23 protein-coding genes are annotated in these 24,674 nt (G+C 72.2%); 16 read left to right on the forward strand and 7 right to left on the reverse strand.

The genetic code is table 11. The annotated features are described in order from the left end of the window. The first annotated feature begins 110 nt into the window (after positions 1-110). Positions 111-947 carry a hypothetical protein gene (locus tag ABFJ78_RS43745; protein ID WP_436393348.1) on the forward strand — a complete coding sequence of 279 codons (837 nt, stop codon included), beginning with the start codon at positions 111-113 and terminating at the stop codon, positions 945-947. Here ABFJ78_RS43745 and ABFJ78_RS43750 read toward each other — a convergent pair. After that, positions 944-2,278 carry an MFS transporter gene (locus tag ABFJ78_RS43750; protein ID WP_436393349.1) on the reverse strand — a complete coding sequence of 445 codons (1,335 nt, stop codon included), beginning with the start codon at positions 2,276-2,278 and terminating at the stop codon, positions 944-946. The genes ABFJ78_RS43745 and ABFJ78_RS43750 overlap by 4 nt on opposite strands. A 100-nt stretch (positions 2,279-2,378) precedes the next feature. On the opposite strand from ABFJ78_RS43750, the gene ABFJ78_RS43755 reads away from it, so the two are divergent. From ABFJ78_RS43755 to ABFJ78_RS43785, 7 genes are read left to right on the forward strand one after another with little or no spacing between them, the layout of a single operon-like run. After that, on the forward strand, positions 2,379-2,870 hold the full coding sequence (locus ABFJ78_RS43755; RefSeq protein WP_436393350.1) for a MarR family winged helix-turn-helix transcriptional regulator: 492 nt from the start codon (positions 2,379-2,381) through the stop codon (positions 2,868-2,870). Positions 2,871-2,922: 52 nt separating this feature from the next. Continuing rightward, positions 2,923-3,852 carry a hydroxymethylglutaryl-CoA lyase gene (locus ABFJ78_RS43760; protein WP_436393351.1) on the forward strand — a complete coding sequence of 310 codons (930 nt, stop codon included), beginning with the start codon at positions 2,923-2,925 and terminating at the stop codon, positions 3,850-3,852. Continuing rightward, on the forward strand, positions 3,849-4,568 hold the full coding sequence (locus ABFJ78_RS43765) for an enoyl-CoA hydratase/isomerase family protein (RefSeq protein WP_436393352.1): 720 nt from the start codon (positions 3,849-3,851) through the stop codon (positions 4,566-4,568). The genes ABFJ78_RS43760 and ABFJ78_RS43765 overlap by 4 nt, the downstream gene beginning before the upstream one ends. Then, positions 4,565-5,755 carry a CaiB/BaiF CoA transferase family protein gene (locus tag ABFJ78_RS43770; protein ID WP_436393353.1) on the forward strand — a complete coding sequence of 397 codons (1,191 nt, stop codon included), beginning with the start codon at positions 4,565-4,567 and terminating at the stop codon, positions 5,753-5,755. Before ABFJ78_RS43765 ends, ABFJ78_RS43770 begins: the two co-directional genes overlap by 4 nt. After that, positions 5,752-6,504 (forward strand): enoyl-CoA hydratase/isomerase family protein, encoded by a 753-nt coding sequence (locus ABFJ78_RS43775; protein WP_436393354.1) that lies wholly within the window; start codon positions 5,752-5,754, stop codon positions 6,502-6,504. The genes ABFJ78_RS43770 and ABFJ78_RS43775 overlap by 4 nt, the downstream gene beginning before the upstream one ends. Further along, positions 6,501-8,081, forward strand: a complete 1,581-nt coding sequence (locus ABFJ78_RS43780; RefSeq protein ID WP_436393355.1) for an AMP-binding protein — start codon at positions 6,501-6,503, stop codon at positions 8,079-8,081. The genes ABFJ78_RS43775 and ABFJ78_RS43780 overlap by 4 nt, the downstream gene beginning before the upstream one ends. Then, entirely contained in the window at positions 8,078-9,034 is a 957-nt protein-coding gene (locus tag ABFJ78_RS43785; RefSeq protein ID WP_436393356.1) for an NAD(P)H-dependent flavin oxidoreductase, read from the forward strand. The genes ABFJ78_RS43780 and ABFJ78_RS43785 overlap by 4 nt, the downstream gene beginning before the upstream one ends. Before the next feature lie 3 nt (positions 9,035-9,037). On the opposite strand, the gene ABFJ78_RS43790 is transcribed toward ABFJ78_RS43785, so the two are convergent. Next, positions 9,038-9,736: an alpha/beta fold hydrolase gene (locus tag ABFJ78_RS43790; RefSeq protein WP_372661720.1), complete on the reverse strand. Its 699-nt coding sequence runs from the start codon at positions 9,734-9,736 to the stop codon at positions 9,038-9,040. Positions 9,737-9,858: 122 nt separating this feature from the next. On the opposite strand from ABFJ78_RS43790, the gene ABFJ78_RS43795 reads away from it, so the two are divergent. The 3 genes from ABFJ78_RS43795 to ligD all read left to right on the forward strand — a co-directional run bounded on the left by ABFJ78_RS43795 (position 9,859) and on the right by ligD (position 14,468). Beyond that, positions 9,859-10,416 (forward strand): TetR/AcrR family transcriptional regulator, encoded by a 558-nt coding sequence (locus ABFJ78_RS43795; protein ID WP_436393357.1) that lies wholly within the window; start codon positions 9,859-9,861, stop codon positions 10,414-10,416. Between the two features lie 464 nt (positions 10,417-10,880). After that, entirely contained in the window at positions 10,881-12,416 is a 1,536-nt protein-coding gene (locus ABFJ78_RS43800; protein WP_436393358.1) for an FUSC family protein, read from the forward strand. A 72-nt stretch (positions 12,417-12,488) separates the two neighbouring features. Then, complete coding sequence (ligD, locus tag ABFJ78_RS43805) at positions 12,489-14,468, forward strand: DNA ligase D (protein WP_436393359.1); 1,980 nt, start codon at positions 12,489-12,491, stop codon at positions 14,466-14,468. On the opposite strand, the gene ABFJ78_RS43810 is transcribed toward ligD, so the two are convergent. Further along, positions 14,465-15,559, reverse strand: coding sequence for a hypothetical protein (locus tag ABFJ78_RS43810; protein ID WP_436393360.1), 1,095 nt, complete (start codon positions 15,557-15,559; stop codon positions 14,465-14,467). The two genes, ligD and ABFJ78_RS43810, sit on opposite strands and share 4 nt — an antisense overlap. An 83-nt stretch (positions 15,560-15,642) precedes the next feature. After that, a complete protein-coding gene (locus tag ABFJ78_RS43815) occupies positions 15,643-16,584 on the reverse strand; it encodes a glycoside hydrolase family 43 protein (protein ID WP_436393361.1) in 942 nt (313 codons plus the stop codon). Between the two features lie 128 nt (positions 16,585-16,712). On the opposite strand from ABFJ78_RS43815, the gene ABFJ78_RS43820 reads away from it, so the two are divergent. Further along, positions 16,713-17,810: an AI-2E family transporter gene (locus ABFJ78_RS43820; RefSeq protein ID WP_436393362.1), complete on the forward strand. Its 1,098-nt coding sequence runs from the start codon at positions 16,713-16,715 to the stop codon at positions 17,808-17,810. 47 nt (positions 17,811-17,857) lie between these two features. On the opposite strand, the gene ABFJ78_RS43825 is transcribed toward ABFJ78_RS43820, so the two are convergent. Together ABFJ78_RS43825 and ABFJ78_RS43830 are read right to left on the reverse strand one after the other, a co-directional pair. Then, positions 17,858-18,208: a hypothetical protein gene (locus ABFJ78_RS43825; protein ID WP_436393363.1), complete on the reverse strand. Its 351-nt coding sequence runs from the start codon at positions 18,206-18,208 to the stop codon at positions 17,858-17,860. 322 nt (positions 18,209-18,530) lie between these two features. Further along, the gene (locus ABFJ78_RS43830; RefSeq protein WP_436393364.1) at positions 18,531-18,899 is read right to left on the reverse strand and encodes a hypothetical protein; all 369 of its coding nucleotides are present in this window, start codon (positions 18,897-18,899) and stop codon (positions 18,531-18,533) included. Here ABFJ78_RS43830 and ABFJ78_RS43835 point away from each other — a divergent pair. From ABFJ78_RS43835 to ABFJ78_RS43845, 3 genes are all read left to right on the forward strand, one after another. Continuing rightward, positions 18,898-19,191, forward strand: a complete 294-nt coding sequence (locus ABFJ78_RS43835) for a hypothetical protein (RefSeq protein ID WP_436393365.1) — start codon at positions 18,898-18,900, stop codon at positions 19,189-19,191. The genes ABFJ78_RS43830 and ABFJ78_RS43835 overlap by 2 nt on opposite strands. A gap of 766 nt (positions 19,192-19,957) precedes the next feature. Then, entirely contained in the window at positions 19,958-20,335 is a 378-nt protein-coding gene (locus tag ABFJ78_RS43840; protein WP_436393366.1) for a WGxxGxxG family protein, read from the forward strand. Between the two features lie 1,172 nt (positions 20,336-21,507). Further along, positions 21,508-21,978 carry a hypothetical protein gene (locus ABFJ78_RS43845; RefSeq protein WP_436393367.1) on the forward strand — a complete coding sequence of 157 codons (471 nt, stop codon included), beginning with the start codon at positions 21,508-21,510 and terminating at the stop codon, positions 21,976-21,978. Between the two features lie 138 nt (positions 21,979-22,116). Here ABFJ78_RS43845 and ABFJ78_RS43850 read toward each other — a convergent pair whose 3' ends face one another. Continuing rightward, positions 22,117-23,052 (reverse strand): hypothetical protein, encoded by a 936-nt coding sequence (locus ABFJ78_RS43850; RefSeq protein WP_436393368.1) that lies wholly within the window; start codon positions 23,050-23,052, stop codon positions 22,117-22,119. 194 nt (positions 23,053-23,246) lie between these two features. On the opposite strand from ABFJ78_RS43850, the gene ABFJ78_RS43855 reads away from it, so the two are divergent. Beyond that, entirely contained in the window at positions 23,247-24,245 is a 999-nt protein-coding gene (locus ABFJ78_RS43855; protein ID WP_436393369.1) for a polysaccharide deacetylase family protein, read from the forward strand. Positions 24,246-24,674 lie beyond the last annotated feature (429 nt).

Below are 24,674 nucleotides of genomic sequence, written 5' to 3' on the forward strand. Positions count from 1 at the left end.
GTATAGCCGCGCATCCGGCCGCCGAGGAGAGATCCGGGCAATGCCGTGGAGTGACCGGACTACAACGATTTTCCGCGGGCATGCCCGGGCTTCCGGGGACCTCGCGGACAATGACGGGCAAAGGCGGATCCGCCGTTTTCGGAGGCCACACCATGCCGGCACAGCCACGTCGCCTGGACCCGGATCTCCCCGTCGAGCGGTTCGCTCTCGCGCTCCGCGATCTCCACCGGCAGGCAGGGCGGCCGAAGCAACGCGTCCTGGCCACCTCGCTGCACACCAGCCACGCCACGGTTTCAGCCATTCTCAACGGCCACCGGTTTCCTTCGTGGGAGCAGACCGAGGCGCTCGTTCTCGCCTGTGACGGCGACCTGGCCTCTTGGAAACGGCGTTGGCTGCAGGTGAGCAGGGAGATCGACTCCGACACGACGGCTTCGAATGCAGCGTCAGCCCAGCCGGGCCTTTCCTCTCCGCGGCCGTTGTCCGGCGGCGAGTTCTATCGCACCATGCTGGACGAGGTGGACCGTGCCCGGCACCGGATCATGACGACCTTCCTCCGGCGTCGGCCGCCGGCGTACTTTCTCGGGTTCACGGACGAGGAGACCAGCCGCGCCGCGGCGGCCTACTTCGAGGGCATTCTGGCTTGGTCGGACCGACCCGGTCCCCGATCGGTCCGGCGCCTCATCTGCACGCCCAACGCCGAGATGCAGGACTGGGCCGAGCAGTTCCGCCGCGAAACGGCCAGGCACATGCGTCACGAAATCCGCGTCGTCGACTGGCCGTTCGCCACCGATGCCGTGAACATGGCGATCTTCGACGACTCCGTGGCCCTCCTCGCCTTCACGGCCGGCTCCGCTCAGCAGCTCGTTGCCTTCCGGATGGACCAACCCGACTTCGTCCGCTGCTGCGTCGGGCAATTCGAGTGCCTCTGGCTCGAATCCCGCGCCTAGTCCCGCGTCTCCTTGAGGTCCTTCGCCTTCACCCCGACCAGCAGCACCACGACGGCGAGCAGCACGATCCCCGAGCTGATCACCAGCCCCAGCGACAGACTCCCGGTCGCCGACTGGATGAACCCCAGCAACGACGGCGAAGCCGCGGCCGCGAACGAGCCCATCGACGTCACCACCGCGATGCCCGTCGCCGCCGCGCTTTCGCTCAGGTAGATCGACGGGATCGAATAGAACACCGTCAACCCCGAGTAGTGCGCCGCCGCCATCACCGCGAGGAGGACGACCACCACCAGCACGCTCCCGCCGGAGAACGCCAGGGCCAGCATCGCCACCGCCGCCACGAGCCAGCTGATCGCCGCGTGCCGGCGACGCTCCAGTGTCCGGTCGGAGTGGCGGCCGACCAGCAGCATCACGGCGATGCCGAGCAGCGGCGGAATGGCCGAGAAGAACCCGAGGTTCAGCACGTCGCCGACCCCGGCTTCGGCGATGATCCGCGGCGTCCAGTACGACACGGCGTTGGCCAGCGTGTAGGCGCCGCACGCGCACAGGCCGAGGATCCAGACCTTCGGGTCCCGCAACGCCGCGAGCATGCCGCCGTGCCGCTTCCCGGGAGCTTCCTTCGACGACCGCTCGGCCTCCAGGTCGGCCCGGACCAGCGCCTTCTGCGCCGGCGTCAGCCACTTCGCCTGCTCCGGTTCGTCCACGAGGAAGAACGCCACCAGCACCGCCAGCAGGATCGGCGGGATGCCCTCGATGAGGAACAGCCACTGCCAGTCGGCCAGGCCGGCGACGCCGCCGAGCGCATGCATGATCCAGCCCGACACCAGCGAGCCGAGCACCCCGGACACCGGGACGCCGATGAAGAACACCGCCGTCATCCGCGTCCGGCGCGCGGACGGGAACCACCGCGACAGCAGGTAGAGCGCACCCGGGAAGAAGCCCGCTTCGGCCACGCCGAGCAGGAACCGGGCGACGTAGAACGTGAACTCGTCCCGCACGAACAGCGTCGCGATCGTGACGACGCCCCAGGTCGCCATGATCCGGACGAGCGTCTTGCGGGCGCCGATCCGGGCCAGCAGCGCGTTGCTGGGGACCTCGAAGAGGATGAACCCGACGAAGAACAGCGTGACGCCGAGCCCGTAGACCGCCGAGCCGAAGCCGAGGTCGCGCTTGAGGCCCTGCTGCGCGATGCCGATGTTCGTCCGGTCGATGAAGCTGACGACGTAGCAGACCACCAGCAGCGGCATGACCCGCAGCGCGATGGTCCGGTAGGTGGACGCGCGGCCGGCGACCGCGGGGGGCCGTCCGGTGACGGCGGGGTGTTCGGCCACGGCTACTCGACTCCTTCGTCAGGCGGGGCGTGCGGCGTCAGTCTCGACATCCGGTGTTGAGTTTGTCAACACCGGATCGGCAACGGCTACGATGACCGTCATGGCGGAACGCGTGGACGGCCGAGACCTGGTGCCCATCTCCGGACTCCTCTCCTACCGGCTCTCCCGCACGTCGTCGGCGATGTCGCGCAGCGCCGCGCTGCGCTACCGGCGGGAATTCGACGTCAGCCTCGGCGAATGGCGGGCGATCTCGCTCATCGCCGCCGACCCCACCCTGACCCTCAACCGGCTCGCCCGCCGCGCGGGACTGGACAAAGCGCAGATGAGCCGGGTCGTCACCCGGCTGACCGAGCGCGGCCTGGTCGACCGGACGGCCGGCTCGGGCCGCACCTCGCAGCTGGCCCTGACCGCCGAGGGCACCCGCATCTACCGGGGCCTGATCGCCGCGGCGAACGAGCGCGACGCCGAGTTCCTGGCCGCGCTCACCCCCGAAGAGGCGACCACCTTGAGCGGCGCCCTGGACAAGCTCGCCGACCTGGCGCTCGCCGTCGAGGAACGTGAGCGCGCCCACCCGGCTGCCGACGACTGTTGACTTTATCAACAGAGCCGCGTAGTTCTGGAGCCACCGAACAGGAGGTGGCCCGATGCCCGACGCCGTCACGATCTGCGAGTGCTTCGCCCGCGACGGGCTGCAGCACGAGCCGGAGTTCGTGCCGACCGCGACGAAGGTCGCGCTGCTGGACGCCTTCGCGGACGCGGGGTTCCGGCGGCTCGAGGCGACCAGCTACAGCCACCCGGAGCGGGTGCCCGGCTTCTCGGACGCGTCGGAAGTCCTGACACGGGTCGGCCGCCGCCCCGGCGTCGCGTTCAAGGCGACCTGCCCGAACCCGCGCGCGGTGCGGCGGGCCCTGGCCGACCTCGACGCCGGCCACGGCGCCGACGAGCTGAGCCTGCTGGTCTCGGCCACCGAGTCCCACACCGAACGCAACCTGCGGACGTCCAGAGCCGGGCAGTGGGAGCGCGTCGAGGAGATGGTCGCGCTGGCCGGCGGCCGGTTCAAGCTGGTCGGGGTCGTCTCGGTGGCGTTCGGCTGCCCGTTCGAGGGCGCGGTCGACCCCGGCCGCGTCGCCGAGGACGTCGCGCGGTTCGCCGACCTGGGGGCTGACCTCGTCACGCTGGGCGACACGACCGGCGTCGCGACCCCGCGCTCGGTCCGGGCGCTGTTCGAGCGGCTGGGCACCGAGGTTCCGGTGGTCGCGCACTTCCACAACACCCGCGGCACCGGCATCGCCAACGCCGTCGCGGCCCTCGACGCCGGCTGCCGCAACTTCGACACCGCGATGGGCGGCGTCGGCGGCCATCCTTCGGCGATCCGGTACGGCGCCGGGCTCACCGGCAACGTCTGCACCGAGGACCTGGTGTCGCTCTTCGCCGCGATGGGCGTCGACACCGGCCTCGACCTGGACCTGCTCGCCAAGGCCTCGGCCGCCTGCGAGGACGCGCTCGGCCGTCCCCTGCACAGCATGGTGGCCCGCGCCGGCTTCACCCCGACCCCGAACCAGGAGACCCCGTGACCGTCATCGCCGAGGACCACGGCCCCGTCCGCGTCCTGACGCTGAACCGGCCCGACAAGCTCAACGCCCTCGACACCGCACTGACCCGCGCGCTCAGCGAAGCCTTCACCGCGGCCGACACCGACCGCGACGTCCGCGCGCTGGTGCTCACCGGCGCGGGACGCGGCTTCTGCGCCGGCGCCGACCTCGGCGAGTTCTCCTCGCTGACGCCCGGCCACGCCGACGCCGTCCTCGAACGGGCCGCGCTGACCGCGAAACTGCAGGTCCAGGCCCGTCAGCTGCGCATCCCCGTGGTCAGCGCCGTGCGCGGCGCGGCCGTGGGCGGCGGCGCCGGGCTGGCGATCGGCGCGGACATGGTCGTCGCCGGGACGGACCTGAAGTTCGGCTACCCCGAGCTGAAGCACTCGATCGTCCCGGCGCTGGTGATGACCGGGCTCGTCCAGCACCTCGGCCGCAAGCTCGCGTTCGAGCTGGTCAGCACCGGACGGCTGCTCACCGCCGCCGAAGCCTTCGAACACGGCCTGGTCAACCGGGTCGTCGAGCCGTCCGAAATCCTTCCCGCGGCCCTGGAGATCGCCGACCGGTGGGCCGAGGTCGAGCCGCGCGCGATCGCCGCCGCGAAGGACCTCCTCTACCGCGTCGCCGACCTGCCGACCGAAGCCGCGATGCGCGCCGGCCAGGACGTCAACGCGCTGATGCGGGGGTTCCGCGCATGACCGGCCCGCTCACCGGCGTCACCGTGCTGGACTTCTCGCGCGTCCTCGCCGCTCCCCTGGCCACCCAGATCCTCGCCGAACTGGGCGCCACCGTCGTCAAGGTCGAGCGGCCGGGCTCCGGCGACGAGACCCGCGGCTTCGAACCCCGCCTGCCCCACGGCGAAAGCGCGTACTTCTTCGCCTTCAACCGGGGCAAGAAGTCCGTGACCCTGGATCTCAAAGATTCGCGCGGCCAAGAGGTGGCGCGACGGCTGGCGTCCCGGGCGGACGTCCTCGTCGAGAACTTCCTGCCCGGCGCGATGGACCGGATGGGCCTCGGTTACGCGGACCTGTCCGCGCACCATCCGGGTCTGGTCTACGTGTCCGCGACCGGGTTCGGGCAGACCGGCCCGGACCGCGACCGCAAGGGCTACGACACCGTCTTCCAGGCGCTGTCCGGCGTGATGGCGATGACCGGCGAGCCGGACGGGCCGCCGTCGAAGACCGGGATTCCCGTCGCGGACCTGACGTCCGGGCTCTGGGTGGTCATCGCGGTGCTGTCCGGGCTGGCCGGACGCGCGGCATCGGGGCGGGGCCGGCACCTCGACGTGTCCATGATGGACGTCCAATTGAGCCTGCACGCGCTCAACGCGGCCCGGCTGTTCGCGCTCGGCGAGGACCCGGTGCGGACCGGCACCGAGCACCCCGGGAGGGTGCCGTCGGCGGCGTTCCAGGCCGGCGACGGCGAATGGCTCCACATCAGCGGCAGCGACCAGCACTGGGGTCCCTTGTGCACGGTCCTCGGGCTCGACGACCTGGCCGCGGATCCTTTGCTGCAGGGCAATTCCGGTCGCGTCGAACACCGTTCCCGCGTCATGAAGGCGCTGCGCGGTGCCATCGCCCAGCGCGACCGCGACCCGCTCGTGAAGGAACTGCGCGCCGCCGACGTCCCGGCCGGGGCCGTCCGCTCGGTGCGGGAAGCGCTGGCCGATCCGCACGCCGTCGCGCGCGGGGTCGTCGGCGAGTTCACCCACCCCGTCGAGGGGACGTTCCCGGCGCTGCGGACGCCGTTGCGCGAGACTGCGGGAGAGCCACCGGGCCTCGGCGTACCGCCACTGCTCGGCGCCGACACCGGCGACGTCCTGGCGGAGCTGGGGCTCGCCCCGGCCGAAATCGAGGCCCTGCGCGCCGAAGGGGTGATCGGATGACCGAGCGCGTGTGCGTCTCCGTCGAAGCCGGCATCGCCCGGGTCGAGCTGGCCCGGCCCGAGGCCCGCAACGCCCTCGACCTGCCGATGTGCCACCAGCTGCGGGAGGCGTTCGAGTCGCTGCCCGACGACGTCCGCGTCGTGCTCCTGAGCGGGCGGGGGCCGGTGTTCTGCGCGGGCGCCGACCTCAAGGAGCGCACCGGCAAGGACGCCGCGTGGGTGCGGCGCCGGCGTCTCGCCTCCTTCGCCGCGTACGCCGCCATCGAGGCGTGCCCGGTGCCGGTCGTCGCCCTGGTGCAGGGCGCGGCCGTCGGCTCGGGCGGCGAGATCACCCTGGCCGCCGACTTCGCTTTGGCCGCTTCGGGGACTGTCTTCCGGTTCCCCGAGCCACACTGGGGTACCGTCGGCGCGACCCAGCGCCTGCAGCGCGCCATCGGCAAGCGCCGGGCCAAGGAGCTGCTGTTCACCAACCGCGCGCTCGACGCCGCCGAGGCCGCCGACCTGGGCGTCGTCACGCGCGTCGTCCCGGCTGAGAAGTTGCTCGCGGCCGGCGACGAGACGGCCGCGAGCATCGCGAAGGCGCCGCCGCTGGCCATCGCGCTCACCAAGCGCGCGGTCGACCTCGGCGCGGAAACCGACCTGGACCGCGGGATCCGGATCGAGCTGGCCGCGATCGAACAGTGCCTCGCCGACGGCGGCTGGCGCGACGGCGTCGCCCGCTTCACCGCCGGGAACGGAGAACCGCGATGACGGACTTGCGCACGGCCTGCCCGCTGACCACGCACGAGGCCTTGGCGCGGGCGGCTCTGCTTGCGCCGGACGTCGAAGCCGTCGTCACCGCCTCGGAGCGGATCACCTACGGCGAGCTCGCGACGCACGTCGCGCGCATCCGCGCCGGGCTCGCCGACGCCGGGATCGGCCGCGGCGACCGCGTCGGGATCTGCCTGGGCAACGGGCCGGACTGGGTGGCGCTGTTCCTGGCGATCGGGGCGGCGGGCGCGGTCGCCGTGCCGGTCAACACCCGGTTCACCGCCGACGAAGTGCGCTACACCCTCGACCACGCCCGCGTGCGGACGCTGTTCCTCGCGTCCCGTGTGCTCAATGTGGACTTCTCGGCCATGCTGCGGGAACTCGACGTCTCGTCGGTTCCCTCGCTCGAAAAGGTCGTCGTGCTCGGCGACGACGTCCCTTCGTTCGCCGTGGCGTGGAACGACTTCTTGTCCGGTTCTTCCGAGGCGCCACCCGCTGCCGCTTCGCCGGACGACATCCTGCTGGTGCAGTACACGTCCGGGACGACGTCGCGGCCGAAGGGCGTCCTGCTCACCCACCGCGGCATGTGCGCGGACGCCTTCTTCTCCGGCGCGCGGATGGGCCTGCGGCCCGGCGACCGGTTCCAGTCGGCGCGGCCGTTCTTCCACGTCGCCGGCAGCACGCTGTCGGTGCTTGCCTCGATCCAGCACGCGACGACGCTCGTGACGATGCCGAAGTTCGAGCCCGAAGAAGCGTTGCGGCTGCTGGAAACCGAGCGGTGCACGCACTTCTCCGGCAACGACACGATCGCTTTGCTGCTGCTCAACCATCCTTCCCTGGCACAACGCCGGTTGTCACTGCGCGGCGCGTGGGTGGCGGCGTCGCCGACCGTGATCCGGCGGGTGATCGACGAACTGGGCGCTTCCGAATGCGTTGCCGGGTATGGGCTTTCCGAGGCGTCGCCGAACGTCGCGCAGTCGGCGTGGTGGGAGCCTCCGGAAGTCCGCGCGTCCGGGGCGATGGCCGTCCAGCCGGGGGTCGAGGTGCGGATCCGCGCGTTCGACGGCGACCGCGACTGCGGCCCCGGCGAGCCGGGCGCGGTGCTGGTGCGCGGCTGGAACGTCATGGTGGGCTACCTCGACGACCCGGTGAAGACGGCCGAGACCATCGACGCCGACGGCTGGCTGTCCACCGGCGACGTCGGCCTCCTGGATTCCTCCGGGCGGTTGCACTTCACCGGCCGCACCAAGGACATCATCCGCGTCGGCGGCGAGAACGTGGCCCCGGCGGACATCGAGGACACCCTGCACCGGCACCCGCTGGTCCGGCAGGCGGCCGTCGTCGGCGTCCCGGACGCGCGGCTGGTGGAGGTGCCGTTCGCCTTCGTCGTGCTGACTTCGCCCGAGGTCACCGAGGCCGAGCTGCTGGCGTGGGCGCGTGAGCGGATGGCCGGGTTCAAGGTGCCGCGGCACCTGCGGATCGTCGACGGCTTCGAGGGCATCGGGATGACGGCGAGCTCGAAGGTGCAGAAGAACCGGCTGGCGTCCCATGCGCGTTCCCTGCTGGAGCAGGCATGACGCGCATTTCGACGTCGGTGACCGGGTTGCTGGGGATCGACCTGCCGATCGTGCAGGCGGGCATGTCGTGGGCCTCGTCGAGTTCGGCGCTTCCGCTGGCCGTGTCGAACGCGGGCGGGCTCGGCGTCGTGGCCGCGGGCCCGATGCGACTGTCCGATTTGGACTCCGTGTTGACGGAGATGGCCGCGGGCACTTCGCGGCCGTGGGCGGTCAACTTGCCGCTGTACCGCGCCGGCGTCGACGAAGTGATGGACCTGGTGCTGCGCCACCGGCCGCCGGTGTTGATCGCGTCCCAGGGCGGGCCGCGGCGCTACCTGGCCCGGTTCCACGACGTCGGGACGCGCTGCCTGCACGTGGTGGCCGGGGTTACGCACGCTCTCAAGGCCGCTTCGGCCGGCGCCGACGGTCTGGTCGTCGTCGGCGCCGAGGCCGGCGGGCACCCGCCACCCGCGATGGTGACGACGTCGGTGCTGGTCCGGGCGGTCGCGCGCGCGGTTTCGCTGCCGGTGATCGCGTCCGGCGGGATCGCGGACGGTGCCGGCCTGGCGGCGATGCTCGCACTCGGCGCGGGCGCGGCCCAGTTCGGCACGCGGTTCCTGGCCAGCGTCGAGGCTTCCGTGCATCCGGCGTACAAGGAGGCCGTGGTCTCGGCCGGGGTGGACGGCACCCGCACGGTCGGCCACGGCCTGGGCGTGATCCGGGCGCTGGCCAACGACTTCACCTCGCGCATGGCCGCGCTGGAGTCGTCGGGCGCGGAGGAATCCTTGCGACGCAAGACGTTCGAGGCATCGTCACTGAAGGACGCGGCGCTGCACGGCGAGGTCGTGGACGGCAAGGTCGAGGCGGGCCAGTCGGCCGGACTGGTCGACTCCGTGCTGCCCGCGGCCGAGATCGTGACCCGGATCGTGCGGGAGTACCGGACGGCGCGCGCCGGCCTCCCGCCGATCACCTGAGGGTCACGCGCCGGCGGCCGCCACGATCACCTCGGCGACGACGCCGGGCTGCGACACCGCGACGGCGTGCGAAGCGTCGATCCGCCGGACGGTCGAGGACGCGCGCTCGGCCATGAACTCCTGGGCCGCGGCCGGGATGGCGTTGTCCTGGTTGGCGATGAGCGTCCACGACGGGAGCTTCGACCAGGCCGGGGTGCCCTCGAACGGCGCGGCCAGGGCCTGCTGCGCCACCGGGCGCTGGGTGACCGCCAGGATCGCGGCCGTCTCGGCGGGGACGTCGGCCGCGAAGACCTCGGCGAAGTCCTCCGGCTTGATCGACAGCTCGGGCGTTCCTTCGTGGACCAGGACGTTCGTGGTCTCCGGGCCGAGCTTGGCGCCCGGGTAGCGGCCGGACAGCTCGAAGACGCTTTCCCCCGCGTCGGGCTGGAACGCGGCGATGTAGACCAGGGCGCGGACGTTCGGCGTCTCGGTTGCCGCGCGGGAGATCAGGGCGCCGCCGTAGGAGTGACCGGCGAGGACGACGGGACCTTCGATGCCCTTGACCACGTCCGCGACGTAGGCCGCGTCGGACTCGACGCCGCGCAGCGGGTTCGCCACCGCGACGACGGGGAAGCCTTGCTCCTGCAGCTTCGCGACGACGCCCGTCCAGCTCGACGAGTCGGCGAAAGCGCCGTGGACCAGGACGATGGTGGGCTTGCTCATGGCTGGCTCCTTTGGGAGAACGATCAGTCTTTCTGTCTCCCTACTTTGGCCGCTCGGGGGCGGCGTCGCAACGTGACGTAGGCGATCTTGCAGAACGACTGTTCTTTCTCTACGCTGAGTGGATGGCGACTGCCGACGTGCACCCGAAGGACCGGCTGCTGGCGACCGCGTCCCGGCTGTTCTACGCGGAGGGCATCCACGCGGTCGGGGTGGAGCGCCTGGTCTCCGAGGCGTCGGTGACGCGGGCGACGTTCTACCGGCACTACCCCACAAAAGACGACCTGGTGGCGGCCTACCTGGCGGAGACGAGCCGCCAGATCCGCGAAGCGGTCGACGCCGCGCGGTCGGGAAAGCCCCCGCGCGAGGCGCTGGCGGCGGCGCTGTCGGTGGTGGGTGAGGCAACGTGCGGCGAGGATTTCCGCGGCTGCCAGTTCCTCAACGCGGCGGCCGAGTACCCCGACCCGGACCACCAGGTTCGCAAGGTGATCGAGGATCACCGCAAGTGGTTCTTCGAGGTATTGAGGTCCGAGGCGGCGGCCGCGGGCCACCCGGAGCCCAGCCACGCGGCGAGGGTGCTGGTGCTCTTGCGCGACGGCGCTTTGCACGGCGGCGAGTTGGACGACGCGGAGACGGTGCGGGCGACGCTGCGGCGGGCGGTCGAGGACTTCCTCCCGGCCTGAGCGAGTCCGCTCCCGGCGGTCGGCTCCACGCCGCCGACACGTCCCGCCGCACCCACACGCCGGAACCCGCGCGCCCGCCACCTTGCGCCGCCGGAACCCCGCGCCACCGCTCGCCGCATCCACACGGCAGAGCCCGCGCCCTGCCGACCCTGCACCGCCCGAGCCCCACGCCACTGTCCCACCGCATCCACACGGCAGAGCCCGCACGCCCGCCAACCCTGCACCGCCGGAACCCCGCCACCCGTCCGCCGCATCCACACGGCAGAGCCCGCGCCCCGCCGACCCTGCACCGCCCGAACCCCACGCCACTGTCCCACCGCATCCACACGGCAGAGCCCGCACGCCCGCCAACCCTGCACTGCCCCAACCCCGCGCCACCCGTCCGCACCACGCCCACCCGGGTAGCGACCCACCTCACCCCGGCGCTCGGTCCACCCGATCCCGCCCCACCCGGCGTGCTTGGAATGACAGCCGTGCCGCCCGAAGACCCCCTTCCCCGCATCGCCCACCCCCGGGCCCTGCTCTTCGCGCTCCCCGCCGCCGGGCGGCGGTGGAGCGCCGGCTTGCGGGCCGCGGCCGCCGTCCTCCTCTCCGGCTCCATCGTCGTCTTCACCGGCCACCCCACCGAAGCTCTCTTCGTCACCTTCGGCGCCTTCGCCGTCCTCTACGGCGAAGGCCGCCCCTACCGCGTTCGCGCCCGCGTGGTCCTCACCGCCGCCGCCCTGCTTCTCCTCGCCGCCGGGCTCGGCACCGCCGTCGGCACGACCGGCACCAAAGCCGGCGTCGTCATCGTCGTCACGGCCGTCGCCGTCCTCGCCGTCTACGCCGTCGATGCCCTGCGGCTCGGGCCGCCCGGAGCCCTCTTCTTCGCCCTCGTCTGCGGCGGTGCCCTCATCGCCACCGAAGCCGGCGCCGATCCGCTGTCTCTTCTTCTCTGCACCGCGCTCGGCGGCGCGTCCTCCGCCGTCGTGTCCATCGCCGGCGCCCTCGCCGACCGCCACCAGCCCGAACGCGCGGCCGTCGGCAAGGCCGTCAAGACCGTCGACGCCTTCCTCGACACCGAAACGACCACCCGCCACGCCGCCGGCTCGGCCATCTCGGCCGCCTGGAACGCCGTCCACGACGCCGGGCACGGCCCCGGCTCCGAACTGGCCACGACCCTCATCGCCGCCCACCGCCGTTTCACCGCCGCGACCGACGAGGAAGCCGGGCCCCTGCCCCTCCCCCGTCCCAGCGTCGACTACCGGCTGCGACGGTCGGCGTCCCTCCGCTCCCACGCCACGGTGACAGCCCTGCGCGTCGGCGGCACCTGCGTGCTCGCCGGGACCCTCGGCGCGTCGCTCGGCCTCGCGCGCCCGCACTGGGCGATCCTCAGCGCGCTCGTCGTCCTGCAGCAGGGCACCGACCGCCTCCACGCCAACGTGCGGGGCCTGCAGCGCTTCGCCGGAACCGCCGTCGGCCTGGCGCTCTTCGCCGCGCTCTCCCTGCTCGCGCCCACCGGGATCGCACTGGTCGCCGCGGTCGCGGTGCTGCAGTTCTGCATCGAGCTGTTCGTCCCGCGCAACTACGCGGTGGCCGTCGTCTTCATCACGCCGGTAGCGCTGCTGGCCGGCGGCGCCGCGGCGTCCGGCGCGATCGGCCCGGTCGTCCGCGACCGCCTGGTCGAGACGCTGATCGGCGTCGCGCTCGCGGTCCTCGCCCAGTACCTGCTCGCCCCGCACGCCCACCGCGCGACGTTCCACTGGACCGAATCCCGCGTCCGCGCCGCCGCGCTGGCCCTGCTCGCGGCCGGCCCCGCGGCCATGAACCTCCGCCGTGACCTGCAGTTCGAGCTCGAAGGCACGAGACGAGCCGCCACCGACTCGGCCCACAACGACCTCGCCTGGACGCGCCGGCACTGGCCCGCGCACGCCGAGCTCGTCCACCGCGGCTACGACCTGCTCGCCGCGTGCTGGACGCCGGCGCCGCTCGCCGACGAGTGGGAACAAGCGTTCCGGTAGCTTTCACCTGCACAAACCCAGCGAGGCTAGGCCGAACGGGTTACCTTCGGAAGGCACACACGGAGGTTCGGCATGGCTGGTCACGACGCACCCGGAGTCCCCGCGTGGGTCGAGCCGATGCTGGCCAAGGCCGACGGGGGCCGGCTGCGCAGCGGCGCCGAGTGGGTGTACGAGTACAAACTGGACGGCTACCGCGCCGCCATGCGGATCGCCCCGGACGGCACCACCGTCCTGACCAGCCGCAACAACATCGACTTCACCGCCGAGTTCGCCGAGCTCGCCGGGGTGCTCGCCCCCGCGCTCGACGGCCGAGCCGCCTACCTCGACGGCGAGGTCGTCGTCTACGGCGAAGACGGCCGGATCGACTTCGAGCTCATGCAGGAACGCCGCGGCCGCTGGGTCCGGCACCAGAGCGGGCCGAAAGGACGGCCGTTCGACGACGTCCCGGTCCGGTTCCTCGCCTTCGACCTGCTGCGGCTCGGCGACCGCGACCTGCTGAAGGAGCCGTACGACGAGCGGCGCCGCCTGCTGGCCGGCCTGCCGATGCCCGATCCGTACCGCGTGTCGGTGGTCCGCGCCGTCACCTTCGACGAGCTCGCCGCCGACCGCCGCACGCCGGCGGACTTCCTGGACCACGCGGCGTCCGCCGGCTACGAGGGTGTCGTCGCGAAGCTGCGCGGCTCCGCCTATGTGCCCGGGCAGCGGCCGGACTCGTGGCTGAAGCACCCGCTGATCCGGACGCAGGAAGTGATCGTCTGCGGCTGGCGCCCGGGCCAGCGCAGCTTCACCGGCACTCTCGGCGGGCTCCTGCTCGGCGCGCACGACCCCGGCACCGGCGACCTGGTCTACATCGGCGACGTCGGCACCGGCTTCAGCCAGGCCACCCGCGCCGACCTGATGGCGCAGCTGCAGCCGCTCGAGCGCCGCACCCACCCGTTCGCGACGACGCCGCCGCGCGAGGACACCGTCCGCGCGCGCTGGGTCGAGCCGCGGCTCGTCGGGGAGATCGTCTACCGCCAGTTCACGCGCGGCGGCCGCGTCCGCCACACCGCCTGGCGCGGCCTGCGGGCCGACAAGAAGCCGGCGGACGTCCTCGCCCCGCGCGCGGCGGAACCCGCCGTCACCCCTCCCCCACCTGAACCGGTGGGTCAGCGGATCACCGTGCAGGCCGGGAACCGCCGGCTCACGCTGTCCAATTTGGACAAGGTGCTGTACCCGGCGGACGGGTTCACCAAGGGCGAGGTGATCAACTACTACTCGCGGATCGCGCCGGTCCTGCTGCCGCACCTCGCCGGCCGGCCGGTGACGTTCATCCGCTACCCGAACGGCGTCGGCGGCGAGAAGTGGTTCGAGAAGAACGTCCCGAACGGCGCGCCGCCGTGGTTGCGCACGGTCCGGCTGCCCAGCACGGGTTCGCGCGGCAGTGGCGACACGATCGACTTCCCGCTCCTCGACGACCTCCCGGCGCTGGTCTGGTCGGCGAACATGGCGGCGCTCGAACTGCACGTTCCCCAGTGGACGGTCACGTCGGACGCACGCCGGGAGCCACCCGACCGCCTGGTGTTCGACCTCGACCCCGGCCCGGGTACGACGGTCGTCGACTGCGCCCGCGTCGCCGAACGCCTCCACGACGTCCTGGTGGCCGACGGCCTGACCCCGTTCGCGAAGACGTCGGGGTCGAAGGGAATGCAGCTGTACTGCGGAATCCGGACCGGCGACCCGGCGGCGCCGTCGGGGTACGCCAAGCAGCTCGCGCAACAGCTCGCGCGGGAGACGCCCGACGCGGTGACGGCGGTGATGGCCAAGGCGCAGCGCGGCGGCCGGGTGTTCATCGACTGGAGTCAGAACAACCCGGCGAAGACGACGGTCGCGCCGTATTCGTTGCGCGGCCGCGACCACCCGACAGTCTCGACACCGGTCACGTGGGACGAAGTCCGCGCGTGCCGGCACGTGAACCACTTGACGTTCACGGCGGAGGAAGTCCTCGACCGCGTCGACGAGCAGGGTGATCTGCTCGCCGGCTTGGCCGAGAGCCGGGCGCCGCTTCCTTAGTGCCGGTTGAGGACGCGCTTGGCCTGGTTCAGAAGGCCCTGCACGGCTTTGCGGCCGAGAGGAGTCTTCGGCGCAGGCTCGGCGGGCGTTTCTTCGGCGGACTGGGCACGTGGCGCGGGGATCTCGCCGGCGATGGTTCCCGACTCGAGCGCTGAGGGCTCCGGCCGCGGTTCACCAGGCTGCGGCTGGGCGGCGCGGGCCGGGGTGGCCGCTGATCGCGCGGGGCCGGCGGCGTGTGCCGGAGCGCGACGGGGCTGGCGCGGGAGTTCGGGCTCCGGCTGGACTTGAACCTGCGGCTGAGGCTGGGGCTGCGGCTCAGCGTGAATCTGGCCCTGCGGAGGGAATTCACGATCGTGCGTGGGCTGAGGCTGAGACGGCGGCTCGGCGCGGAACTGCGGCTGCGCCCGAAACTGGCCCTGCGGCGAAGGTTCGGGCTGCGGCTCAGCCTGAACCCGCGACTGTGGCTCGGTGCGAGGCTGAGGCTCGGCCACAGGCCGCGGCTGCGCCCGAACCTCGCCCTGCGGCGAAAGTTCCGGCTGCGGCTCAGCCTGAACCCGCGACTGCGACACGATGCCAGGCCGAACCTCGGCCACAGGCTCCGGCTGCGCCCGAACCTCGCCCTGCGGCGAAAGCTCCGGCTGCGGCACAGCTTGAACCCGCGACTGCGACACGATGCCAGGCCGAATCTCGACCACAGGCCGCGGCTGCACCCGAACCTCGCCCCGCGACGAAAGTTCCGGCTGCGGCTCAGCTTGAACCTCCGGCTGCGACTCGATGCCAGGCCGAACCTCGGCCACCGGCTGAACCTCCGGCTGCACGTGGGACTGAGCCTGCACTTGCGGCTGGGACTCGACCGGCCGCGGAGCCTGCGCCCGGACCTGGTTCAGCGGCTGCTCCGACCCGAGCATCTCCGGCGTCACCACCGGCGTCATGAGCGGCGTGTGCGCGGCATCGGCGTTCGGCCGCGCCGGCTCCTGCGCCTCCGGGTAGCGGGCCAGCGGGTCGGCCTCCGCCGGCACCGCGCGGCTCCGCAGCAACCCCACGCACCCCAGCAGCCCGATCAGGCCGACGAGACCCCAAAACACCGTCATGACCGTCCTCCCTTTCCACGCTCCCACCTCGGATAGCCCGCCGCGCGGACCCCAACCGGACCACTACCCGTGTGAGTGACGGCTCAGCCCAGCTGCGGCACATCACCCGGGAACGAAATCGGCAGCTCGTACATCCCCCGCGCCGTCCGGCCACCACCCAGCCAGCCGTGGAAGTAGATGTGCCCGTCCACGACGTCGGCGCCGCCCGGGGCGTCCACCTTGGCGCCGAGCAGCTCCGTCGACAGGAACTGCGCGTCCGCCTTCACGAACGGCCCGGTGATCGTCGGCGCCGACGCGTAGCACGTGTGGTAGCCCGAACTCTGGAACGTGTCCGCCGAGTAGAACAGCAGGAAGCGGCTCGCGGTCTTCACCACCGACGGTGCTTCGACGACCGCCTTCTCCGCGTTCAGGTCGGCGCGCAGCAGCTCCGTTCGCGGGCCGGTGAGCGTGCGCCCGTCGGCCTCGACCTTCTGCAGCCAGATCGCCGCCGGCGCCCCCGTCGCGGCGCCGTCGCTCTTGTAGAGCAGGTAACGGGATCCGTCCGCGTCGAGGAACGTCTGTGGGTCGATGTCGCCGTGGTCCTCGGGCACGCAGACCAGCGGCTGGTCGCCGGCCGGGGTGTACGGCCCGGCCGCCGTGGCCGCGGTCGCGGCGCCGAGGCACATCTCGCCGCCCGCCGTCTTCGCCGCCGAGAAGTACAGGACGAAGGTGCCGTTCGGCAGCTGGGTGACGTCCGGCGCCCAGAACCCGCCGTCCGGCTTGGCCCACGCGGGAACGGCCCCGAGCGCGTCACCGGTGATGCGCCAAGGTCCTTCCGGCGCCGGCGCCGTCGCCACCGGGACCCGGCCCGAGCCAGTGCTCGTCGAGAACGCGAAATAGCCGCCCGGGGTCTTCACGACGTCCGGGTCGGGGAAGTCCTGGTTGATCAGCAGCCGTGGCTCGCCGACGGCCGAAGCCGCCGGGCAGACCGCGAACGCGGCCAGCAGCGCGATCACGGGAGCGAGCAGGAGGTGCTTGGTGCTCATAGGCGATTCTCTTGGCGGGAGGAGGAATCCGGCAGTGTCAAGGGGACGTGGTCACCGGGAAGCGTGCACTTGCCCGCGTGCCCGGATCGGGTGGATTCGGCCGCCCACCCGGGGGTAGCCGCCGTCGCATGCACGCAACGAAGGGCCGCGGCGCCTACCGCGCCGGCCACGCCGTCGGGGAAGCCGAAGGTGCGGCCACGCGCCAGGAGAAACCCCTGGGCACGCCGGGGAAGCCGCTCGATCGCCGGTCGCCGTTCTTCGCCGGGCTGACCGCCGCGGCCGGGGTGGTCGTCACGGTCGCGGTCGTCGAAGTCGTCCTCGCGGCGTCCGACGCGCTGCTGCTGATCGGCATCGCCTTCTTCATCGCGGTCGGGCTGGAACCGGTGACCGCCCGGCTCACCCGCCGGCTGCCCCGCGCGCTCGCCGCCGGCCTGGTCGTCGTGACCGGGGTGGCCGTCTTCGCCGCCGCCGTCGCCGGCGCCGCCGTTCCGCTGTCCGACCAGATCGGGCAGCTGCGTAACGGCGCGCCGCACTTCCTGGCGCTGCTGCGCGACCCCGGCACGCTCATCGGCCGCGCCAACGAAGCCTTCGGCCTGGAAGCCGCCCTCCGGGGCATCCACCTGACGGACGTGGCGAAGTCGCTCGCCGCCGTGCTCGGCGACGCCGCGATCGTCGTCGTGCTCAGCACGTACTTCGTCGCCGACTTCCCGCGGGTCCGCACGGCGCTCTACCGGCTGGCGCCCCGGTCGCGGCGGCCGCGCGTGATCCTGATCGGTGACGCCGTCTTCCGGAAGGTCGGCGCGTACCTGGTCGGCAATGTCGTGGTGTCGCTGATCGCCGGCGCCTTGACGTTCGCCTGGCTCTGGAGCTTCGGCGTGCCGTACCCGCTGGTGCTGGCCCTGCTCGTCGCCGTCCTCGACCTGGTACCCGTCGCGGGGTCGGTGGCGGCCGGGGCGGGCACCACCCTCGTCGCGCTGACGGTCTCGGTGCCCGTCGGCCTCGCGACCGCCGGCTTCTTCGTCGGCTACCGCGTGCTCGAGGACTACGTGCTGCTGCCGAAGATCGTCGGGCGGGCCGTGCGGATCCCGGCGCTCGTCACCGTCGTCGCGGTGCTGATCGGCTTCGAGCTGCTCGGCGTGGTCGGCGCGTTCGTGGCGGTGCCGGTCGCGGCGGCCGTCCTCCTGGTGGTGCGGGAAGTGGCCGTGCACCGGCTCGACCGGACGTGAAACCGCCGCGCGGGGGGCAACCGCGCGGCGGCTTCGACCAGGACCGGTCAGTTGTCCTGCGCGGTCCCGCCGTCGGAGATGGCACCGCTGGCGCAGTTGAACGGGGTCTCGCCCTCGGCGTCGTGCTCACCCGGGGAGAGCACCGGGACGCCGATGCCGTCGGCGACGTGCTGGACCGGCACCTGGACGCCGAGCACGTTGACGTTGTCGTCGCAGACGCCGCCGACCGCGTTCACGTTGTGCACCGCGTCGAGGTTCTGCACGTTGCCGAGGCCGACCTGGTCGCTGTGGTCGATCGGGTGCCCGCCGACGGTGATGCCGGTCGCGGACGCCGATCCGCCGAGCACCGCCATCCCGGCGGCGAGAGCGGTGGCGACGAAGCCGAGCTGCTTGATCACTTGAAGAACTCCTTATAGCGACCCACCGGACCGTCCGGTGGGAGATCGGGGAAGGCAGCCGCGCCCGGCTTCGGTTCGCCGGGCGGCGGCAAGTCGGTTAGGGTGCGGTTCACGCCGGGTGGGACCGGCGCACTTCTCCAGGTCGTGACCGGTCCCACCCGTGCCGGCGACGTCCGGCGTCGCGGCGGGCCCGGGACGCGGAACCGGAGTGTGCAGCTCGCTCCGCGTTCCGGGCCCGCGTCGCGACGTCGACGCGAATCGCCGGATTTCCGTGCCGGCCGCCGGCGTCCGCACACACAGCGGGCGGCGGCGGCACGGAAACTCAGTTGCCCTGGCTCGTGCCGCCGTCGGACAACGCGCTCGAGGCGCAGTTGTACGGCGCGTCGCCGCTGGCCTCGTGCTCGCCGGGCGACAGGACCGGGACGCCGATGCCGTTGAGCGACTCGCGGATCGGCACCTGGACGCCGAGGACGTTGACGTCGTTGCCGCAGAGGCCCGGCGTGATGTCGACGTTGTGCAGCACGTCGGTGTTGTTCAGGTTCACGAGACCGACCTGGCCCGAGTAGTCGTAGCCGCCGTGGTGGTGGCCGTGGTGGCCGTGCTCGTCCGGAGTGCCGGCGGCGGCGACGCCACCGGCCAGGAAAGCGCCCGCCGCGGCGGCGGCCGTGACGAAGCCGAGCTTCTTCAGCATGGATTTCTCCTCGATCGACAATTGCGTCGGATGGGGCGGCAGTGAAGGTGTGTTCTCCGCCTGGTGTGAGGGAAACGTACTGATGTCGCAGCACCGGTTCCACTCCATGCCACCATCGTGTGGGTGCCGCAAGCCCCTGACCGGCCTATCAGTGGTCCGATCGGGTTACGCGGATCTGTTTCCCCGCAACTCTTTGCCGACCATGGTGCGCCCGCATCGCTTGTCCGGCAAGAAAGATCCCGGGCACGCCGAAGAGCCCTGCGCCGCCGAGGTGAAGGCGGCGCAGGGCTGATCCGCGGTGGTTTCCTAGCCGGGCCAGGCCTCCGCTTCGGCGGTGAGGGCCGTGGTCACGTCGATCTCGCCCGACCGCACGCGCCACGCGAGCGAGCCGGGTCTGGGCTCGAGGAGGTGCCAACCTGTGACATCTTCGTCGGTGTAGCAAGGGTTTTCGTCGTCACCGATGCCGAGNGCCAGGCCTCCGCTTCGGCGGTGAGGGCCGTGGTCACGTCGATCTCGCCCGACCGCACGCGCCACGCGAGCGAGCCGGGTCTGGGCTCGAGGAGGTGCCAACCTGTGACATCTTCGTCGGTGTAGCAAGGGTTTTCGTCGTCACCGATGCCGAGCGCGGCGAAGTACTGCCGGGCGGGCCAGGTTTCGGGAACCCAGGCACGGGCCCAGCGCACGACGATGCGGGCGAGGTCGTTGCGGCCGTCCGCCGGGTGGATCAGGCGGTCGCCGGTGGTGCAGATCAAACGTGCGGAGAAGGTCGCGCCCAGCGGGGCGACCACGAGCTGACTGTTCATTACTCCCCCGGGTCCACGGCAGTGGACGGTGTTTTCCCGAATACGGATGCGCACCAGCGCGAAAAGGGGAAGGACGCCGGTGGCGGACGCACGCGTCCTTCCCCGGCTCCTGCTTGAACCTTCGGCCATTCTACAAACGGCTTCCGGGCGCGGGAAACCGGGTCGCGTCGCCCGTTCCCGTGACAGCGGGTGTGAACGCGGGTGACCGGGGTACGCGGCCGGTGACCGTCGACCCGAACGAAAGGAAGAAACGAAATGAGCCGAACGGCGCGAAAACTCCTGGCCGGCACCACCGCGGCGGCCGCCATCGCACTGACCGGGGCTTTTCCGGCCTCGGCGGCGCCCGCCGACCCGCCATTCACGGCGCAGGACGACAACAATGACAACACCGTCCATGACGACAACGACGACAACGGTTTGTGGGGCCTGCTCGGGCTGGTCGGGTTGCTGGGCTTGGCCGGCTTGGCGCGACGCGGGCCGAAGTCCGAGGCCATGGCGGGGTATCCCGCCGCGGGACGGACTCCGCGACCCGAGGTGGCTCCGCACGGGGAGCCGACCGCGCGGGCCGGGCAGGCGCCGCCGATGAACACGTACCCGCCCGCCGAGCCGCGACGCAACCCGCCGGGCGCCTGAGGTTCGGGCCGGGACCCGGGAGATCCGGCGGAGCGGTCGAGCCCGCCGGTTTCCCGAGGTCTCGGCCGGGGCGCGACACCGCAGCCGGATTCGCCGGGCGCCAAGCGGACGCCCATTGTCCCACGGCCGGTTCCGCCGGTTTCCGGAGGTTCCGGCCGGGGCGCAATACTGTAGCCAGACTCGGTCGCGGCCGTGCACGCAGCCACGGCGCCGGCGCCGAACCCACCGGTCTTCCGAGGTCTCGGCCGCGGCCAGTCACGTGCGTCGCCGCCGAACCCACCGGTCTCCCGAGGCCTCGGCCGCGCCCAGCCACGCGCGTCGCCGCCGAACCCACCGGTCTCCCGAGGCCTCGGCCGCGCCCAGCCACGCACGCAGGCGCCGAACTCGTCGATTTCCTCAAGCCTCGGCCACACCCAGCCACGCACGCCGCGGCCGAACCCACCGGTTTCCTCAAGTCTCAGCCACGCCAGGCCAGATGCGGCGGCAGGATCGGCCGGGCCGGCGCCGCCAAGCGCGTCGGCACGGCCGAGCGCGGCGGGACCCTTCTCGCACACCGCTTCCGGTGGCCGAGTTCCCCTCGCGCGCCGCACCTGATCCCCTCTTCTCCCGCACAGAACGTCCCGGCACCACCAGGCGCCGGGACGTTCTGCGTTTTCGTGTTCTCCGAATGGCGCCCAGTTGTCAGGTCTCGGCACCGAGGAGGCCGCCGGAGGACCGGAAACCGATCCCGGCGGCCGCCACCCAGATTAGCGAAGCGCTCAGTGCGCAAGAAGTGCTTTTGCGTCGTAACCTTCTTAAGAGTGGCTTTCCGGCCGTAGGCAAATGCGCATGGTTACCCATTAATTCTCCCGACAAACCTCACAATCGGGTGAAACTCGCGTGCCACGCGAGAACCACCCCAGTCATACCTTCCGTGAAGAAACCCGGCCCATTTCAGCCGTTCATCGTAACCGACCCTCACCAACGAGTGATGCGGTCACGATAAGTGACCAGGGCGCGGAATTGTCGATCACCGGCTTCACGCGAACTTGATGTTTGTTCCGCGGTTCCCGAGCCGCCGTGCACCGAGCGGAATCGGCGGATCAGCCGAGGTCAGGGGATCCGCTCGCGGTAATCGCCGCACGCGATCACCATGATCTCCAGTCGGTATCGGAATTCCGGAGGAGTACGACATGAAAAGTGCACTGGCCCGGGCGGTCACGGTTTTCCTCACCGCGACGGCGGTGACCCTGACCGGGGTGGGCGTGGCGTCGGCGGGCGGACCCGGCGGCAGCGGCTCGTCGAGCACGACGAGCGCGGCGGCCCAGGTCCAAACGCTGCGCGACCAGCTGGTCTCGCGAGCGGACAACGGCGACGTCGCCGGCACGCGGGTCACCCTGACCGACCTCGATCCGGTCCTCACGGATCTGGCGCAGGGCAAGCGGTACACCATCCAGGCCGAAACCCGCGACAAGGCGGCCACGGCCCAGCAACAGACCACCGAAGCACGCGAAGGCGTCGACCGGCTGGCTGCGGACCTGAAAGCCCGCCAGAGCCTCCCGCCGGTCTCCGCGCTCCTCAACGCGTTGCTGCAGCGCGTGCTGATCTCGCTGTCCGCTCTCGTGAACGACCTTCTCGGCGGGCTGCCCGTCCCGATCGGCTAGGGAACGATCGGAACCCCGGACGGACAGCCGGCGATGGCCCGGTGCGGCTCACCTCCCCGCACCGGGCTTTCGTCGTCTTCGCCGAACTCGCGCAAAAGCCCGGTGCGGATTCCGCACCGGGCTTTTGCGCCGCTGCCGCTATTCGTAGACGACGTAGGCGGGCACCGGGGTCAGCGCCAGCACCTCCGCGGGGGTCATCAACGCCGCGCCGCGACGGGTGTCCTCGTCGAAGAACAGTTTGAACCCGGGCCGCACGTGGTCCGGCCGGGTCGTCATGAGCGTCTTCCACGTCGCCTTCTTGGCCGCCGCCGAGCCGATGCCGTCGACGACCTTCACCGGTGCGACACCGGGGTGCGCGAGCAGGAGCTCTTCGTCGCGCACCACGGACGACGCCACCTGGTGGTACACCATGACCTTGGCGGGCAGGCGGTGCGCTTCGGCCAGGCCGCCGAGGTAGCGCGCGACGCCGTCGAGCTCGTCCCCGGTCGTGCGGCCGAACTTCTTCCCCGGCACCACACCCGGCTCCACGGCCCACTCGGGGTCGAGCGCGACGCCGACGTCCGGTTCGGTCAGCCAGCGTTCGTACGCCTGCACCTCCGGCAGGAAGTCGGCGCGGCCGGGCTGGATGTTCAGCAGCAGCAAGCCGTTCAGGGCCCGGGCGGCGTCGAGGTAGTCCCGCACGGTCTCCTCCGTGCAGCGGCTGCGGTACATGCCGTCCTCGCCGGGCGAGCGGTGCACAGTGGTCGCGATCAGCTCGACGACCGGGGTGACCGGCCGGCCCGCCGGGAAGGCACGGATCCGCTGGCGCAGTTCGCGGCTCGCCGCCGCCAGGTCGCCGGTCATCCGGCCGAGCGCCGGCGACCCGGGCGCTCCGCAGAAGCCGACGAGCAGATTCTTCTCAAGAGGGTTCGGCGGTGGCGTCGGCGGGGCCGGCGTCGCGGTGACCGGCACGGCGAGGGCTCTGCCCGCCCGGCGCGCGCCGCACGCGCTCGTCGCCAGACCCGCGAGAGCGGCGATGAGGACCAGACGTCGATCGAGGGTACGTTCGGCGGCGGACGCCGTTTTCGGGACCATCGCAGGGAAATACCCGCCGTGATCTTCGCGCAAACGCTGTCCGCGACGATCACCGCATCGTGCCCGAGGCCGTTTCGTGACCAGGCCCGCGGCCTGCGGAAACGTGGATTTTCAGCCCGTGGCAGGGAATCCCCCGCTCACCCGACCCGGTGGGCCGGGCCGCGCCGCGGCGGCAACGCCCCCACACTCCCCCCATGCGTAGCCTTTTCCGGTTCGGTGCAGGGTTCGCGGCGGTGGCCGCCGTGACGGCGTGCGGCGGTCCGGCGCCCGTCGAGACCCCGGCGCCCCGGCCGGCGCCCGTCGCCGCCACGCCCAGCCGCGTCACGCCCGCGTCCGCGCGCCAGATCGGTGCCGACGAGCTCGGGCGGGTGCCGGTCCTGATGTACCACCGGATCGTCGAGCGGCCGCGGTCGGTGTACGACCGCACGCCGGCGGACTTCACCGCGGAGCTCGAACGGCTGGCGGCGGAGGACTACGTCCCGGTGACGACGGCCGACCTGGTGTCCCGCCGGCTCGACCTCCCGGCCGGCGCGCACCCGGTGGTCCTGACCTTCGACGACGGCGACCCGAGCGTGTTCGCCCTGACGCCGCAGGGACAGCCCGCGCCGGGCACGGCCGTGCGGATCCTCATGGACGTCGCGGCGGCGCACCCGCGGTTCCGCCCGGTGGCTAGCCTCTACGTCAACGAGCACCCGTTCGGGACGCCGGACGACGGGCCGGCGTTGCGCTGGCTGGCCGCCCACGGCTTCGAGATCGGCAACCACACGCGGCACCACACGAACCTGCGCACGGCGTCGGAGAGCGAGGTGACGGCGGCGATCACGGAGGAGGACGCGGCGATCCGCGCGACCGGTTACCAGCCACGGACGTTGGCGCTGCCGTACGGGACGCACCCGCGGCGCGCGGAGTCGGCGTTGCGGGGGCCGGGTTATTCGTACGAGGGCGCGCTCCTGGTGGGAGCCGGGCCGGCGCCTTCGCCGTGTTCGGACGGCTTCGATCCGGGGGCGATCCCGCGGATCCGGTCGCAGTCGAGTGGCAAGGAGGCGGAGTACGGATCGTCCCACTGGCTCGACGTGCTGGCCGCCCCGGACGGCCACCGCTACACGTCCGACGGCGACCCGTCGACGGTGGCGTACCCCCGGTCGGCGGCGGCCCCGGGCCCGGCGTGCGCGAGCGTGGGCCTTGCCTACTGAACCGGCGCGCGTCGATTGGCTGCCCCAGCCCCGCCCCCGGCCGCGGGCGGTCCGCCCCGTGGAGGAGGAAGCCCCGGCAGTGGGAGTGCCGCGGGCGCGCCGCCGGCTGCGGTTCCGTCGGGCGGGAGCGGTTCCCCGGCCGCGGTCGCCGGAGCCGGGTACGCCTCTGGAGGCACCGCGACGGCCCATTCCGGTCGAACCACCGGCGACGGCGGCGCAGCTGCCGCCGCGCGTAGAGCCGGCGACGGAACCACTGCGGCAGCAGGTAGTCGAGCCGGCGGCCGCCGCGCACCCGATCCCGGCAACGCAGGCGACCCCGCCGACCGAACCCCCAGCCACGCCCGCGATCGCGCCGATCGAACCAGCACCCCCGACGGCACCGCCGGGCACCACGAGCAAACCCACACCCGCACACCCAATCCCAGCAAC

The sequence above is a fragment of the Amycolatopsis sp. MEPSY49 genome (genome assembly GCF_051337345.1).
Classification (GTDB): domain Bacteria; phylum Actinomycetota; class Actinomycetes; order Mycobacteriales; family Pseudonocardiaceae; genus Amycolatopsis.

What these genes read in the sequence shown, in the direction of transcription:
- ABFJ78_RS43835 (WP_436393365.1), top strand. Translation starts at nt 18,898, where the DNA reads ATGGATTTCTCCTCGATCGACAATTGCGTCGGATGGGGCGGCAGTGAA.
- ABFJ78_RS43775 (WP_436393354.1), top strand. Translation starts at nt 5,752, where the DNA reads ATGACCGAGCGCGTGTGCGTCTCCGTCGAAGCCGGCATCGCCCGGGTC.
- ligD (WP_436393359.1), top strand. Translation starts at nt 12,489, where the DNA reads ATGGCTGGTCACGACGCACCCGGAGTCCCCGCGTGGGTCGAGCCGATG.
- ABFJ78_RS43780 (WP_436393355.1), top strand. Translation starts at nt 6,501, where the DNA reads ATGACGGACTTGCGCACGGCCTGCCCGCTGACCACGCACGAGGCCTTG.
- ABFJ78_RS43830 (WP_436393364.1), bottom strand. Translation starts at nt 18,899, where the DNA reads ATGCTGAAGAAGCTCGGCTTCGTCACGGCCGCCGCCGCGGCGGGCGCT.
- ABFJ78_RS43815 (WP_436393361.1), bottom strand. Translation starts at nt 16,584, where the DNA reads ATGAGCACCAAGCACCTCCTGCTCGCTCCCGTGATCGCGCTGCTGGCC.
- ABFJ78_RS43745 (WP_436393348.1), top strand. Translation starts at nt 111, where the DNA reads ATGACGGGCAAAGGCGGATCCGCCGTTTTCGGAGGCCACACCATGCCG.
- ABFJ78_RS43760 (WP_436393351.1), top strand. Translation starts at nt 2,923, where the DNA reads ATGCCCGACGCCGTCACGATCTGCGAGTGCTTCGCCCGCGACGGGCTG.
- ABFJ78_RS43840 (WP_436393366.1), top strand. Translation starts at nt 19,958, where the DNA reads ATGAGCCGAACGGCGCGAAAACTCCTGGCCGGCACCACCGCGGCGGCC.
- ABFJ78_RS43820 (WP_436393362.1), top strand. Translation starts at nt 16,713, where the DNA reads ATGCACGCAACGAAGGGCCGCGGCGCCTACCGCGCCGGCCACGCCGTC.
- ABFJ78_RS43845 (WP_436393367.1), top strand. Translation starts at nt 21,508, where the DNA reads ATGAAAAGTGCACTGGCCCGGGCGGTCACGGTTTTCCTCACCGCGACG.
- ABFJ78_RS43800 (WP_436393358.1), top strand. Translation starts at nt 10,881, where the DNA reads ATGACAGCCGTGCCGCCCGAAGACCCCCTTCCCCGCATCGCCCACCCC.
- ABFJ78_RS43810 (WP_436393360.1), bottom strand. Translation starts at nt 15,559, where the DNA reads ATGACGGTGTTTTGGGGTCTCGTCGGCCTGATCGGGCTGCTGGGGTGC.
- ABFJ78_RS43855 (WP_436393369.1), top strand. Translation starts at nt 23,247, where the DNA reads ATGCGTAGCCTTTTCCGGTTCGGTGCAGGGTTCGCGGCGGTGGCCGCC.
- ABFJ78_RS43785 (WP_436393356.1), top strand. Translation starts at nt 8,078, where the DNA reads ATGACGCGCATTTCGACGTCGGTGACCGGGTTGCTGGGGATCGACCTG.
- ABFJ78_RS43790 (WP_372661720.1), bottom strand. Translation starts at nt 9,736, where the DNA reads ATGAGCAAGCCCACCATCGTCCTGGTCCACGGCGCTTTCGCCGACTCG.
- ABFJ78_RS43755 (WP_436393350.1), top strand. Translation starts at nt 2,379, where the DNA reads ATGGCGGAACGCGTGGACGGCCGAGACCTGGTGCCCATCTCCGGACTC.
- ABFJ78_RS43795 (WP_436393357.1), top strand. Translation starts at nt 9,859, where the DNA reads ATGGCGACTGCCGACGTGCACCCGAAGGACCGGCTGCTGGCGACCGCG.
- ABFJ78_RS43850 (WP_436393368.1), bottom strand. Translation starts at nt 23,052, where the DNA reads ATGGTCCCGAAAACGGCGTCCGCCGCCGAACGTACCCTCGATCGACGT.
- ABFJ78_RS43770 (WP_436393353.1), top strand. Translation starts at nt 4,565, where the DNA reads ATGACCGGCCCGCTCACCGGCGTCACCGTGCTGGACTTCTCGCGCGTC.